Annotated in this window: 12 protein-coding genes; 8 read left to right on the forward strand and 4 right to left on the reverse strand. The window is 40.9% G+C overall.

All coding sequences use genetic code 11. The features are described from left to right. Positions 1 to 56: 56 nt before the first annotated feature. Complete coding sequence (locus JOD21_RS04670) at positions 57 to 1,070, reverse strand: acyltransferase family protein (protein ID WP_239581408.1); 1,014 nt, start codon at positions 1,068 to 1,070, stop codon at positions 57 to 59. A gap of 127 nt (positions 1,071 to 1,197) precedes the next feature. On the opposite strand from JOD21_RS04670, the gene JOD21_RS04675 reads away from it, so the two are divergent. Then, on the forward strand, positions 1,198 to 2,580 hold the full coding sequence (locus JOD21_RS04675; RefSeq protein WP_204728514.1) for an ATP-binding protein: 1,383 nt from the start codon (positions 1,198 to 1,200) through the stop codon (positions 2,578 to 2,580). A gap of 62 nt (positions 2,581 to 2,642) precedes the next feature. Here JOD21_RS04675 and JOD21_RS04680 read toward each other — a convergent pair whose 3' ends face one another. After that, the gene (locus tag JOD21_RS04680; protein ID WP_204728515.1) at positions 2,643 to 3,410 is read right to left on the reverse strand and encodes a carbon-nitrogen family hydrolase; all 768 of its coding nucleotides are present in this window, start codon (positions 3,408 to 3,410) and stop codon (positions 2,643 to 2,645) included. Positions 3,411 to 3,497: 87 nt separating this feature from the next. On the opposite strand from JOD21_RS04680, the gene JOD21_RS04685 reads away from it, so the two are divergent. The 4 genes from JOD21_RS04685 to JOD21_RS04700 all read left to right on the forward strand — a co-directional run bounded on the left by JOD21_RS04685 (position 3,498) and on the right by JOD21_RS04700 (position 8,029). After that, entirely contained in the window at positions 3,498 to 4,676 is a 1,179-nt protein-coding gene (locus JOD21_RS04685) for an aminotransferase class I/II-fold pyridoxal phosphate-dependent enzyme (protein ID WP_204728516.1), read from the forward strand. Positions 4,677 to 4,707: 31 nt separating this feature from the next. Next, positions 4,708 to 5,718 carry a bifunctional metallophosphatase/5'-nucleotidase gene (locus tag JOD21_RS04690; protein WP_204728517.1) on the forward strand — a complete coding sequence of 337 codons (1,011 nt, stop codon included), beginning with the start codon at positions 4,708 to 4,710 and terminating at the stop codon, positions 5,716 to 5,718. A 50-nt stretch (positions 5,719 to 5,768) separates the two neighbouring features. Then, positions 5,769 to 6,218, forward strand: a complete 450-nt coding sequence (locus tag JOD21_RS04695) for a MarR family winged helix-turn-helix transcriptional regulator (RefSeq protein ID WP_204728518.1) — start codon at positions 5,769 to 5,771, stop codon at positions 6,216 to 6,218. 113 nt (positions 6,219 to 6,331) lie between these two features. Next, positions 6,332 to 8,029: a M3 family oligoendopeptidase gene (locus JOD21_RS04700; RefSeq protein WP_204728519.1), complete on the forward strand. Its 1,698-nt coding sequence runs from the start codon at positions 6,332 to 6,334 to the stop codon at positions 8,027 to 8,029. A 38-nt stretch (positions 8,030 to 8,067) separates the two neighbouring features. Here JOD21_RS04700 and JOD21_RS04705 read toward each other — a convergent pair whose 3' ends face one another. Both JOD21_RS04705 and JOD21_RS04710 read right to left on the reverse strand, forming a co-directional pair. Beyond that, complete coding sequence (locus JOD21_RS04705) at positions 8,068 to 10,152, reverse strand: ATP-dependent Clp protease ATP-binding subunit (protein ID WP_204728520.1); 2,085 nt, start codon at positions 10,150 to 10,152, stop codon at positions 8,068 to 8,070. A 136-nt stretch (positions 10,153 to 10,288) separates the two neighbouring features. Next, positions 10,289 to 11,041 (reverse strand): hypothetical protein, encoded by a 753-nt coding sequence (locus JOD21_RS04710; RefSeq protein ID WP_204728521.1) that lies wholly within the window; start codon positions 11,039 to 11,041, stop codon positions 10,289 to 10,291. A 119-nt stretch (positions 11,042 to 11,160) separates the two neighbouring features. On the opposite strand from JOD21_RS04710, the gene JOD21_RS04715 reads away from it, so the two are divergent. The 3 genes from JOD21_RS04715 (at position 11,161) to JOD21_RS04725 (ending at position 13,134) form a co-directional block, all read left to right on the forward strand. Further along, positions 11,161 to 11,355 carry a hypothetical protein gene (locus tag JOD21_RS04715; RefSeq protein WP_204728522.1) on the forward strand — a complete coding sequence of 65 codons (195 nt, stop codon included), beginning with the start codon at positions 11,161 to 11,163 and terminating at the stop codon, positions 11,353 to 11,355. 15 nt (positions 11,356 to 11,370) lie between these two features. Continuing rightward, on the forward strand, positions 11,371 to 12,087 hold the full coding sequence (locus tag JOD21_RS04720; protein ID WP_204728523.1) for an SDR family NAD(P)-dependent oxidoreductase: 717 nt from the start codon (positions 11,371 to 11,373) through the stop codon (positions 12,085 to 12,087). Between the two features lie 117 nt (positions 12,088 to 12,204). Continuing rightward, a complete protein-coding gene (locus JOD21_RS04725) occupies positions 12,205 to 13,134 on the forward strand; it encodes an AAA family ATPase (RefSeq protein ID WP_204728524.1) in 930 nt (309 codons plus the stop codon). Position 13,135: the final 1 nt, after the last annotated feature.

Below are 13,135 nucleotides of genomic sequence, written 5' to 3' on the forward strand. Positions count from 1 at the left end.
TATTTTTGTTAAGTGTTAAGATGTTGTTAAATATTATCCAAATTTTCTAACTTTGCCTATTCTTTGGATTTCATCAATTTTTTGGCTTTTGAGGCTCGTAATTCTACAATCGGCTGCCCTGCAGCTGCAACAAATCTTGACGATAGAAAAATGGTTAACAGCAATGAAGCGGCCATAATGATGAGTAGTGATACGTATGGATTCACGATGAGTCCTAGATTGCTCTCACGGTAAAATTGAATGATGAAACCGTGAAACAGATACACGTATAAAGTATTAAGACCCCACTTTGTAAAAAATGTCTTGTTCACTGGTGACAGTGAAAAGAATGCAATGACAAGCCAGAAGCTCACACCATAGATCAGCAGCCTTAATAACGGACTGGCCTCTACTGGTGTTCCAAGATCTTCATAGGAATGGGAACCAAACAGCCATCTGCTGCTCCAATCAGGCAAAAGGAAGATCGAAATAAATACTACAAGTATCGAAAGGACAGAGAATATCTGACCTTTTTTTGACGCAATCTTATTGAAAAATTCCCGATTCAGGTAATGACCTGCCAGGAAGAACGGGAAAAATACAAATGTCCTTGAAAGGCTGAGTGTGGACGTATAATCATTTATAAACCCAACCATTACACCAAGTCCAATACTAATACCCATTGCTGCTTTCCATTTCAGCTTCAATACATCCACGAATAAAATCAGCAGCAGACTCCAAAAGAACAGACTGACTAAAAACCACAGTGCCCACTGGGGATTAAATGGATCGATCTCTATATTTTTCTCATTTCTCAGGAAGTAATAATAAATCGTATAGATGACCTGAAAAATAATATAAGGTACAATCAGTTTCTTTAACAGTTTCAGGAATAACCCTTTCGCATAATTTGCTTTGGCAAAGTAGCCGGCAATTAATATAAAGGCCGGCATATGGAAAAAGTAAATGGTCTGATAGGTAGTCATCAGAAGTGCATCTTCTTCAATACTGCTTTGAATAGCGTGACCAAATACCACTAAAAAAATTAATATAAATTTTGCATTGTCAAAATAATAGTCGCGTTTCGACATGATTACACCGCTTTCTCTAACACTTAATTGTCGTTCAGATACATACCCGTTTTCGCAAATAATAAATCTGGTGATAATGACATATTTATAATTGTCATTCATTTTATTGAAAAGAAGGGATATAAAAATGCTTTCAAGACATTTGTCTCAAATAGAATCTTTTCATCACGCAGAGCAGCAGGGAGACAGCCTCCCATCCAGTAACAGATTGCTGAATTACATAAATGAATGTGCATTGGTTATCAACCAAAGTGGAATTATACTGAACTTCAATAGGCAAAGCAACGGACATTTGAACCCCAGAACTGGAACATCACTTTTTACATATTTGAAAAGTGAAGATATTGAATGGCTGGAAGCTTGTCTTAAAGGTGAAATTGTTCCACAGAAAATGATCAGATATTTCGGTGGAAACAAAACGATAGAAGGAATCGGGGAATGTATTTCAGTCGAGGGTGAAGAATATTTATTTATTTTAAAAGATCTAAATCATCCACCTGAGTCATTAATTTACGAAAATATATTCAATAAAGCGATACACGGCCTCATCGTTATTAATGAAGAAGGAACAATTGTAAGGTCTAACTTATTCGCGGATGAACTTCTGAAAATTAAATTTGAAGAAGTTATTAATTTATACGATCTGCTCGATCAATATCCTGATGAATCAGGAGTACCAGGGTTTACGCAACCGCTTGCTCCTCACGAAAAAGAAAATATGCTAAGCAGGGTCGTAAGGGTTCAATCCAGAAGTTATGAGTTTACTAAAGTGGACAGAATAGCAGGGGATTATGATCTTGTTGTGATCAGGGATATAAGTGAAGAGGTTAATTTTATACGTAAAGCAAATGAGCATGATACGTTAAAGGTTGTCGGTCAGCTTGCAGCAGGAATTGCTCATGAAATCAGAAACCCGATGACTTCTTTAAAAGGGTTTATACAGCTGCTCGAGCCAAACCTGCGTGAACATCAGAAAATGTATTTTGAAGTCATCAACTCTGAACTGAAACGAGTTGAGACCATTATGACGGAATTTTTAATGCTGGCAAAACCTAAAAAGAGTGTCTTCAGTAAAATCAACTTAAAATATGTCATTCAGGAAACAATTGAAATTATGAAACCACAGGCTACGCTGCACGATCTGGAGATTATGTATGAGACATTAGATGGGGAGTGTCATGTATTTGGAGATGCAAACCGTCTGAAGCAGGTCTTTATTAACCTGATTAAAAACGCTATTGAGGCTACTCCGGCAAAAGGTAACATTCAGGTTGGAATGAGCCGGAAAGCAAGTGGTATTATGGTGTCGGTATCTGACAGTGGGTGCGGGATTCCAAAAGGAAAGCTTGAAAAGCTGAAAGAACCTTTTTTTACAACAAAAGAAAATGGTACGGGTCTTGGGCTCCCGGTCAGCCTGAATATTATAGCTGAACACCATGGTACTGTGGATGTCAAAAGTGAATTAAATAAAGGAACAATATTTGATATTTGTCTGCCTGCACTCCAGTAGTAAGTTGATCAAATCCTGCTGCAGAGGGAAGCATGACCTTCCCTTCTGCAGAATAAGTTGTTTCAATAGTACTCCGTTCTCCGGTCATCAAAAATCGGTATTCTTTTACGTATTTCTTCTACTTCTTCCACACTGATTTCCCCATAAACGATCTCTTCCTGATCAGTTCCCTCAGCGATTACTTTGCCCCACGGATCAATCACAATAGAGTGTCCGCCAAACTCGTTGGCCGGGTCATTTCCGACTCTGTTACAGGCGATGACATATACCTGATTTTCAATCGCTCTGGCTTTTAAGAGCGTAATCCAGTGATCGATTCTTGGAGCCGGCCATTCAGCAGGCACCACAATGACTTTTGCGCCATTCAGCACTGATTTCCTGATCCATTCAGGAAACCTGATATCATAACAGATAAACCCGGCAAAACTGATGCCATCCAGTACAAAGGAAGGGTCATCAGAACCGGCCTGCAGGTGTAAGTGCTCGTCCATTAATTTAAACAGGTGGAGCTTACTGTATTCATGAATCAGTGATCCGCGATTATCGATGACCGGTAACGTGTTATAAATGCCGTCATCTTTAACATTTGCTGCAGAACCGCCAATCAGGTTTACATTGTGTGTAACTGCAAGCTCTTTTAACAGTTTAATTGTACGGTCGTAATGGTCAGACATGTTTTTAAGATTTGGCAGGTCATAACCTGTTGTCCAGAGTTCCGGCAGGACGACAAGATCCGCATTTTCCATCTGGTTAAACCAGTCCTTCACCTTCTTATAGTTTTCTTCAAAAGACCCAAATGCGAGGTCCATCTGGAAAATTGCAACTTTCATCAGTTCACCCACTTTTCAGAATCGTCTTTACAATGATACATTTACGTTATAACATTTAGTGCAATAATTTGAAAGAGGGTTGTCTTTGTGAAAAAGTTTGAACAGGCTCATCGTTTACAACAGCTTCCGGAACAATTTTTTGCGAAGCTTTCAGCAAAAGTGATGGAAAAAGTCGCAGCAGGACATGATGTGATTAATCTCGGACAGGGAAACCCGGACCTTCCAACGCCTGATCATATCGTCAGAAGACTCCAGTCAGCCGCTGAAAATCCGGTCAACCATAAGTATTCACCTTTTAAGGGCATGTCCTATGTAAGAGAGGCAGCTGCCGCTTTTTACGAAAGAGAATATGGTGTCAATCTGGATCCTGATAAAGAGGTGGCATTGCTTTTCGGGGGGAAGGCAGGGCTTGTTGAACTTCCGCAGTGTCTGGTGAATCCAGGAGATGTGATTCTGGTTCCTGATCCGGGGTATCCTGATTACTGGTCGGGTGTGTCTCTTGCAGAGGCTGAGATGGTGATGATGCCGCTCCTTAAAGAAAATCAGTTTCTCCCTGACTTCTCGCAGATTGCTGAAGAAACGGCACGTAAAGCAAAGCTGATGTTCCTGAATTACCCGAACAATCCGACGGGTGCACTTGCAGATCAGTCATTCTTTGATGAAGTGATTGCATTTGCAGAGAAATACGATATTTGTGTCGTACATGATTTTGCATATGGATCGATTGGGTTTGATGGGAATAGACCGGTCAGTTACCTTCAGTCTGAGCGGGCAAAAGAAAATGGCGTTGAAATCTATACGTTATCTAAGACTTTTAATATGGCGGGCTGGCGTGTTGGATTCGCTGTGGGGAATCCATCAGTCATTGAATCGCTGAATTTGCTACAGGATCATTTGCATGTGAGTTTATTTGGTGCAGTTCAGGAGGCTGCAGAAGCGGCTCTGACTGAGTCATATCAGCCCGCACTGGACCTATCAGATCTATATGAAAAAAGAAGAAATACCATGGTAAGTGCTTTTAATGAAGCAGGGTGGAACGTTGACGCACCGAAGGGATCTTTCTTTGCATGGTTTGAGGTGCCTAAAGGGTATACTTCTGAGAGCTTCAGTGATCTGCTGCTTGAAAAAGCAGATATCGTTGTAGCCCCTGGAATCGGCTTCGGCGAGAGTGGTGAAGGATACGTGAGAGTAGCACTTCTGACAAGTGAAGAAAGAATAAAAGAAGCTGCAGCAAGACTGTCAAAACTGAACCTGTTTCATACATAAACTGTTTTTATTGACCCGGGGGGTGAATGAATTGGCCAACGATCATATTCAATTAACCATACTTCAGACCAATGATGTTCACGGACATGTGAAATCAACTTCTCATTGGGGCACTGACAAGACGCACGGGATGGCGAGGCTTTCTTCGGTTATCAAAAATAAGCGGAAGGAAGATCCGGAACTTCTCCTGTTTGATACAGGAGATATGTTGAAGGGGAGTCCACTCACCTATCATTACGCAAAATATAATGACTATATGCCAAATCCGATGATATCAATTATGAATGAATTGCAGTACGATTGCGGTGCAGTTGGTGAACATGATTTCGATTATGGACTTCCGTTTTTAAGCAGAGCGATCAGCCGTTCATTTTTCCCGTGGCTAGCTGCTAATGTTGTTCATAAAACGACAAAAGAGCCATACTTTGGCTTCCCTTATACAGTCAAAATTGTAAAAGGTGTCAAGGTGGCGATCCTTGGTATTTCAGCCACCAGAATGAACGGGGAAGAACCATTTATCATTAAAGATATATTATTTGAAGATGCATATGTTGCAGCAAAACGGTGGGTTGGGTTTATTCATGAGAATGAAAGTCCTGATCTTGTTATTGTGAATTATCACGGAGGATTCAATACTCAATCTGCACGCTCAATTAACCAGGGAGATATGATATGCTCAATTGACGGAATTGATATTCTGCTAACCGCGGGGGACCACACTGTGATGAATGAGAGACGTTCAGGTAAACTGGTTCTGCAGTCCGGCGCATTTGCACAATGCCTGGGAGAGATTAAGCTTTCACTTTCGAAATTTGGTTCGTCATACAAAATCGAAACGGCAGAGGGGCGGCACACTTCAGCTGAAGATGCAGAGGCTGGATTTGAAATCGAAAAGCTTATTTATTTTCAGGAGCTTGAAACGTTTAATTGGGCCAGGGCTGAGTCTGCAGCCAGACACTTTCCGCTTAAAACAGACCAAGATCTGACAGTGATTGATTGGTTGAAAAGCGTGAGGCTGAAGGAATACATTGACTTTTTTTAGGTTGCATCGCTATACTTTAAAAGATGATAATGACAAAGGAATGACTGACTATGACTGATGGAGCGGACTATAACCAATCATTAAAACTTTTTATTGTATTATCCAGAGCCTACAAAGCGATCAATGAATCAAGCAGCAAATTCTTTCAGGAAAAAGGGTTAAATCCTACTGAGTTTGGTGTACTTGAACTGCTGTATCATAAAGGAAAACAGCCACTTCAAAAAATAGGCGGTAAAATTCTCCTCGCAAGCGGGAGTATTACGTATGTAGTCGATAAGCTTGAAAAAAAAGGTCTGATCTGCAGAGTGGCATCACCTGAAGACAGAAGGGTCACCTATGCGGAGATCACTGATAAAGGTGAACAATTCATGAGTGAGATTTTTCCTGCTCACGAAAAAAACTTGCACGAACTGATGACTGCACTTTCAGATGAAGAGCAAAAGCAGGCAATTGAACTGCTGAAAAAGCTAGGATTATCGATTAAAGATCTATCATACTAGCAGAAAAATCAGCACCGGGCGATGATTCCGGTGTTTTTTTATGGTAATCAGCAGGAAGTAAAGCACTGACAGTCGAAATATAAGGGTGGAGTAAAAAGAGTGGAGGAGACAACATGTTAACATTTAAGGATTATACATATAAACGACCTGATTTCGAACAGGTAAAAAGAGAATTTGAAGCACTGCTTGATGATTTCAGCAATGCAAAAAGCATGATTAAGCAGGAAGAAGCAATGAACAAACTCAACCAGCTCAGAGACGATATATCAACCCAGGGTAACCTTGCTTTTATCAGAGCATCTATTGATACGAGGGATTCTTTTTATGAAGAAGAAAAGAATTACTTTGATGAAACAGCTCCGCAATTTGAGGAATTGATTACATTATTTTATAAAGAGCTTGTAAGGTCACCATATAGAAAAGAATTAGAAGAAAAATGGGGCAGTCAGTTTTTCAATCTGGCAGATTATTCGATTAAAGCATTCAGTCCGGAAATTATCCCGCTTTTACAGGAGGAAAATCGTTTGTCCTCCGAATATTCCAGGCTCGTCGCTTCAGCTGAAATCGATTTTCAGGGTAAACAGCTGACACTGGCCCAGATTGATCCATATACAGAGTCTGTCGACCGGAATATCCGTGAAGAGGCTGTTAAAGCTAAGTTTAATTTTTTTGCTGATCACGAGGAGAAATTTGATGAGCTGTATGACAAATTGGTTAAAACCAGACACGAAATTGCGCTGAAACTTGGCTATAAAAACTTCGTTGATGTTGGATATTTAAGAATGCTGCGGGTCGATTATAGCGCAGCGCAGGTAAAGGTCTTCCGGGATCAGGTGAAAAAATATGTTGTGCCGCTTGCAACTAAATTAAGAAAGCGCCAGCAGGAGAGAATTGGCGTTGATCATCTGATGTTTTGGGATGAATCCCTGGAGTTCCTTACAGGAAATGCTAATCCGCAGGGCGGTCCCGAGTGGATTATTGAACAGGGGAAAAAGATGTATCAGGAACTTTCTGATGAAACAAATGAGTTTTTCACATTTATGAACGAACGGGAACTCATGGACCTTGAAGCGAAAAAAGGAAAAGAAGCAGGCGGATACTGTACATTTATAGAAAACTATGAAGCACCGTTTATATTCTCCAACTTTAACGGTACTTCAGCAGATATAGATGTACTGACACATGAAGCAGGGCATGCGTTTCAGGTATATATGAGCCGCAATATTCAGATCCCTGAATATATCTGGCCTACGCATGAAGCAGCAGAAATTCATTCTATGAGTATGGAATTTCTGACGTGGCCATGGATGGAAAATTTCTTTGGTGAACAGACTGAGAAATATAAGTTTGCTCATTTAAGCAGCGGCATTTTATTTTTGCCTTATGGGGTAGCAGTAGATGAATTTCAACACAGAATATATGAAAACCCTGAAATGACCCCGGCAGAGAGAAAAACTGTCTGGAAAGAACTTGAAAGCATATATCTGCCGCATCGTAATTATGGCGGACATGAGTATCTGAATCAGGGTGGCGTCTGGCAGAGACAGGGACACATTTATGAGGATCCGTTCTATTATATTGACTACACATTAGCCCAGATTTGTGCTTTTCAGTTCTGGAAAAAATCAAGAGAGGATTTTGACGGTGCATGGGCAGATTATGTACACTTATGTAAATTAGGCGGGTCAAAATCATTTACAGAATTGGTTAAAGAGGCAAATCTCAAATCTCCATTTGCAGAAGGAAGTCTGGAATCTGTCGTAAAGGAAATTGAAAATTGGCTTGATGAAGTGGACGATCAGGCTTTATAAATGAAAAAAGAGACTGCCGGCGCAGTCTCTTTTTTCATTTACATTTTCCCGATTTTAATTTCGCCGTCTACAAGTACTGCTTTCAAGTGTTTTTCTTCAGGGTAGTCATACATGAAGTCTGTCACCTGATCTTCAAGTGTTTCCTGAATCACTCTTCTTAACGGCCGGGCACCAAATGAAGGGTGGTAACCGAGTTCAGCTATCCGCTCTTTCACATCCTGTGTGACAGAGAGCGTCATACCCTGTTCTTCTATCAACTCATTCAGTTCATCTAACATCAGATCAACAATCTTAATCAGATGATCCTTGCCAAGCGAGTCAAATTCAATAATACTGTCAAATCTGTTCAGAAATTCAGGTTTGAAAAAGTCGCTCAGTGATTCAAGAATAGAAGCTTCATCAGCTGCCTGGGTCGCACCGAATCCAACGGCTTTCTTTCTCGTTCCCACACCTGCATTACTCGTCATGATAATCACAGTTTCCTTAAAGCTTACCGTGCGGCCCTGGCTGTCAGTCAGACGGCCATCCTCCATAATCTGCAGGAACATATGCATAACATCAGGGTGGGCTTTTTCAATTTCATCAAGCAGCAGAATCGTATAAGGAGAGCGGCGTACTTTCTCAGTCAGCTGCCCTGCCTGATCGTGACCAACATATCCTGGTGGTGAACCGATCAGTTTTGATACGCTGTGCTTTTCCATGTATTCGCTCATATCCATACGAATCATGTGTTCTTTAGAGCCGAAAAGTTCTTCTGCCAGTGTTTTGGATAGCTCGGTTTTTCCGACACCTGTAGGACCTACAAACAGGAATGAACCTGCAGGGCGGTTTTTGGATTTCAGTCCCGCACGGCTTCTGCGGACAGCTTTTGCCACTCTTTTAACAGCTTCATCTTGTCCGATCACATGATGACGAAGGTTTTCCTCAAGTTCAGCCATCTTTTTATGCTCGTCCTGTTCAATCTTACCGACAGGAATACCGGTTTTTCTTTCGATTAATTTCTGAATCATCTCTATGCCAACGACAGGCTTTTCTTTAGCAACAGGCTGATTCAGAGCAAGTTCGAGCTGTTCTTCCTCATCGCGTAACTTTGCGGCTTTTTCATATTCTTCATGTTTCAGTGCTTCTTCTTTTTCAGCATGAATCGTTTTCAGGCGGTTTTCAATTTCTGTTTTATCCGCCAGATCCAGGGTTAAGTTGAGCTTAGAACCCGCTTCATCCATCAGGTCAATCGCTTTATCCGGAAGGAAACGGTCCTGAATGTAGCGTTTTGAAAGTGTAACAGCAGCTTCAATAGCTTCAGTACTGTATGTGACACTGTGGAAATCTTCATATCTTGTTGCGAGCCCTTTTAGAATATCTATTGCTTCTGATATCGAAGGCTCTTTCAGGTGAATCGGCTGAAAGCGTCGTTCAAGTGCTGCATCTTTTTCAATCTTTCTGTATTCAGCAAGCGTGGTTGCACCGACAAGCTGGAGCTCACCGCGTGCAAGTGCAGGCTTCAGAATATTACCTGCGTCCATCGACCCTTCAGCAGAACCTGCACCGACGATCTGATGAATTTCATCAATAAACAGAATAATATTTTTTCTTTGTTGTAGTTCACTGATCAGCTGCTTCATTCTTTCTTCGAATTGTCCTCTGATCCCTGTATTCGAGACGAGTGAGGCTACATCTAACAGGATGACTTCTTTTTGCTTCAGCTTCTGAGGGACAGACCCTTCAGCGATCTTCAGTGCAAGTCCTTCAGCTGCAGCAGTCTTACCAATGCCCGGTTCACCAATTAACACCGGGTTATTTTTATTTCTTCGATTTAGAATTTCAATCATTTGTTCAATTTCAGCATCTCTGCCGATCACAGGATCAATGAGGCCGGCACCTGCAAGATTTGTGAGGTTTCTGCCGTATTCCTCAAGAAGCCCATCTTCCTTTTTAGGTTTTTGCTGCTTCATTTGTTCAAATGGCTGGAATGAATCGCTGCCTTTTTGATTCATAGCTGCGTGAAGCTTTGAACGTTCTTCTTTATAGCATACGGAGCACAAATGAAAATCCTGTACCTGATCATTTAATTGAACTCTGAATTGTATATTTGCTGGTTTAGTCTGGCATTTTTGACATATCATCGTGACTCCTCCTTATTAATCAATTACAATTTGACTATCTTTGACTTTCTGATCTCAGTATACTTTGACCTTTATTGACTTTCAAGTTTTGTGCTCAAAAAAACCGCTCCCTGATTTAAGGAAGCGGTCATTTGTATTATTCAATTGATTCTGCCATTTGGACGAATGCATCTTCAAGGCCTGAATCAGCCTGCGTGTGGATCTCAATTCTTACAAACATATCGTTCAGTTCATAAAGGTAAGTCTTAAACTGGTTTTCACCAACAGCTGCTTCATAACCTGCAATCACATTGTCAGCATCAGCTGGCGTCCATTCAGCAGCAGCCTCACCCTGAATCGCATCTGCCTGACCTTTCATCTGATCTTCAATCAAAGATTGTTCAGATTCAGCCTTCGGATAAGTATGAATACGCATAAACTGTGAATCGTCTTCGTCAAAATAGATCTGGTCAACATTTGGTTCTTCCATTGTATAAGAGAACCCTTCTGCTACATAGACACTGTAATTGTTCTCTTCACTTTCCTGAAGAAAAGCAGTTCTTTCTGACTCTTCTCCATTGATCGTGAATGTCATCTGCTGTTCAAGCAGGCGCATATCACTTTCACCTTCGCTCTCTTCCTCAGCAGCTTCTTCTGTTACTTCAGCTGATTCATCTGTTGATTCTTCAGATGCTTCTTCTTCAGTACTTTCCTCTTCAGCAGCTTCTTCAGACTCAGCTTCCGATTCTTCAATTGGAACATCTGTAGCAGCTTCTTCCGTTTCTTCCGGCATGACAGTTTCTGCATTTTGTTCCCCTGCAGTATCGTCTTCACTGCTATTTTCAGTACCGCATGCAGCCATAAAAGCAGCGAGCATTGAAATGAGCATGAACATCATCATTTTTTTCATATGATTTCCTCCATTCTATATGTATGGTCTCATTGTAGTAGACGTATCAGATTTGTAAAAGTTTCAAATGTCTCATAAAGTGATATAGAGAAATAGATATTTATAAGCAGGTGATGAAAATGACAAAAGAAGAAGTGAATGTTTTACTCGATCAATTAAAGAGTGGGGAATTAACCGAAGTAGCAGTCGAAAAAGAGGATTTCGATTTGTTCAGCAGTGTGTTGAGGGTAAGAGATGACTTTAAACATTTCAGAGGTATTGCCGGGCATTATGGAAAAACGGTTTATCATTACCTTGAAGAACCCAGAAGTTAAAAGGAGGATACATAAATGAAGACTGTTATAGTGACGGGAGCAGCCAATGGAATCGGACTGGCGATCTCAAAAGCATATGTAAATGAAGGTGCATTCGTTTATATGGTAGATAAGAATAGAGAGAAGCTCACCGAAGAAGCCGGAAAGCTTGAAAATACTGAAGCGGTTTCTGCTGATGTCTCAAGTTATGAAGAAGTAAAAAAACTTTTTCACCATATAAATGAAAAATCAGGAACGGTTGATATTTTAATTAACAACGCAGGAATTTCGAAGTTCAAATCAATTTGGGATGTATCAGTTGAAGATTGGGAGGAGATTATACATACGAATCTCTCAAGCGTTTTCTACTGTTCAAGAGAAGCAGCTTTACTAATGGATCAGGGGGGCTCAATTGTCAATTTGTGTTCAACAAGAGCTCATATGTCTGAGCCTGATACTGAAGGGTATGCCGCTTCAAAGGGCGGTATCTTTGCACTGACGCACTCGTTGGCAGTTACGTTATCTGAAAAAGATATTACGGTCAATGCAATCAGTCCAGGCTGGATTCACACAGGAGATTATGAAAGTCTGCGAACAGTTGACCACGAGCAGCATCTGTCCAACAGAGTTGGTAAGCCGGAAGACGTTGCCAGAGCGTGTCTGTTTTTGACAGATGAAGCAAATAATTTTATCAATGGAGAAAACCTCGTGATCGATGGAGGAATGACAAGAAAAATGATTTACGAGCATTGATACTTAAAGACCGGGACATATTCCGGTCTTTTTCATTTTTTTACTATAACGATGAAACCTTTTTTCCGAATTTTTAGTATAATAACTATAATTGACTAAAAGCGGAGGAGAGATTTGATGAAAAGCATCATACAGCAGGAAGTTGGGAAATCAGTCGTTGGCAGAGACAGGGAAGTGGAATTACTGACAATTGCCATGCTTCAGGGAGGACATGTATTGCTTGAAAGTGTACCGGGAACGGGTAAGACACTCCTTGCAAAATCATTTGCTAAAGCAGCGGGCGGAAAATTTTCACGTATTCAATTCACACCGGATGTACTGCCATCTGATGTGACAGGACTCCATTTTTTTAATCCTGAAACGAGAAAGTTTGAATTAAAAGAAGGACCGGTTATGACGAACTTCCTGCTCGCAGACGAAATAAATCGTGCAACGCCAAGAACGCAGTCAAGTCTGCTTGAAGTCATGGAAGAAAAACAGGTAACAATTGACGGTGAGACACTTACTTCATCTTTTCCATTCATGGTCATTGCCACACAAAACCCTGTAGAGTCACAGCAGGGAACTTTTCCATTGCCTTATGCGCAGCTCGACCGTTTTATGTTTAAGCTGCCTTCTGAATATCCCGGTTTCGAGGACGAATCAAGTATTTTAAAACAGTGGATCCAAAAAGAGGAATCTCCACATATATCAGCAGTAATTTCAATTGATGAGCTTCAACAGGCTGCAGATGAAGTAAGAAATATTTCTGTACATAATGAAATCACCGACTATATTTTAAAGCTGATCCGCTCAACAAGGTCCCACCCATTAATTGAATGGGGTGCGAGTCCGAGAGCAGCTGTCACTTTGCTGAAAGCGGCACAGGGTTCAGCTTATCTCCAGGGACGCTCACACATTATTCCTGAGGATGTAAAAAATCTTTTTCACTATGTACTTGCTCACAGAGTTCAGCTGACGCCGGAAGCCTCCCTGATGAAAAACACAGATGAGATTCTGACAGAAGTATTAAAGGATACTGATGCACCAGTTGAATTGAGGCTTTAAG

Source organism: Jeotgalibacillus terrae (assembly GCF_016908195.1).
Classification (GTDB): domain Bacteria; phylum Bacillota; class Bacilli; order Bacillales; family Jeotgalibacillaceae; genus Jeotgalibacillus; species Jeotgalibacillus terrae.

Coding starts and splice junctions, on each gene's coding strand:
- JOD21_RS04670 (WP_239581408.1), bottom strand. CDS start 1,070: ATGTCGAAACGCGACTATTATTTTGACAATGCAAAATTTATATTAATT.
- JOD21_RS04675 (WP_204728514.1), top strand. CDS start 1,198: ATGCTTTCAAGACATTTGTCTCAAATAGAATCTTTTCATCACGCAGAG.
- JOD21_RS04680 (WP_204728515.1), bottom strand. CDS start 3,410: ATGAAAGTTGCAATTTTCCAGATGGACCTCGCATTTGGGTCTTTTGAA.
- JOD21_RS04695 (WP_204728518.1), top strand. CDS start 5,769: ATGACTGATGGAGCGGACTATAACCAATCATTAAAACTTTTTATTGTA.
- JOD21_RS04700 (WP_204728519.1), top strand. CDS start 6,332: ATGTTAACATTTAAGGATTATACATATAAACGACCTGATTTCGAACAG.
- JOD21_RS04705 (WP_204728520.1), bottom strand. CDS start 10,152: ATGATATGTCAAAAATGCCAGACTAAACCAGCAAATATACAATTCAGA.
- JOD21_RS04710 (WP_204728521.1), bottom strand. CDS start 11,041: ATGAAAAAAATGATGATGTTCATGCTCATTTCAATGCTCGCTGCTTTT.
- JOD21_RS04715 (WP_204728522.1), top strand. CDS start 11,161: ATGACAAAAGAAGAAGTGAATGTTTTACTCGATCAATTAAAGAGTGGG.
- JOD21_RS04720 (WP_204728523.1), top strand. CDS start 11,371: ATGAAGACTGTTATAGTGACGGGAGCAGCCAATGGAATCGGACTGGCG.
- JOD21_RS04725 (WP_204728524.1), top strand. CDS start 12,205: ATGAAAAGCATCATACAGCAGGAAGTTGGGAAATCAGTCGTTGGCAGA.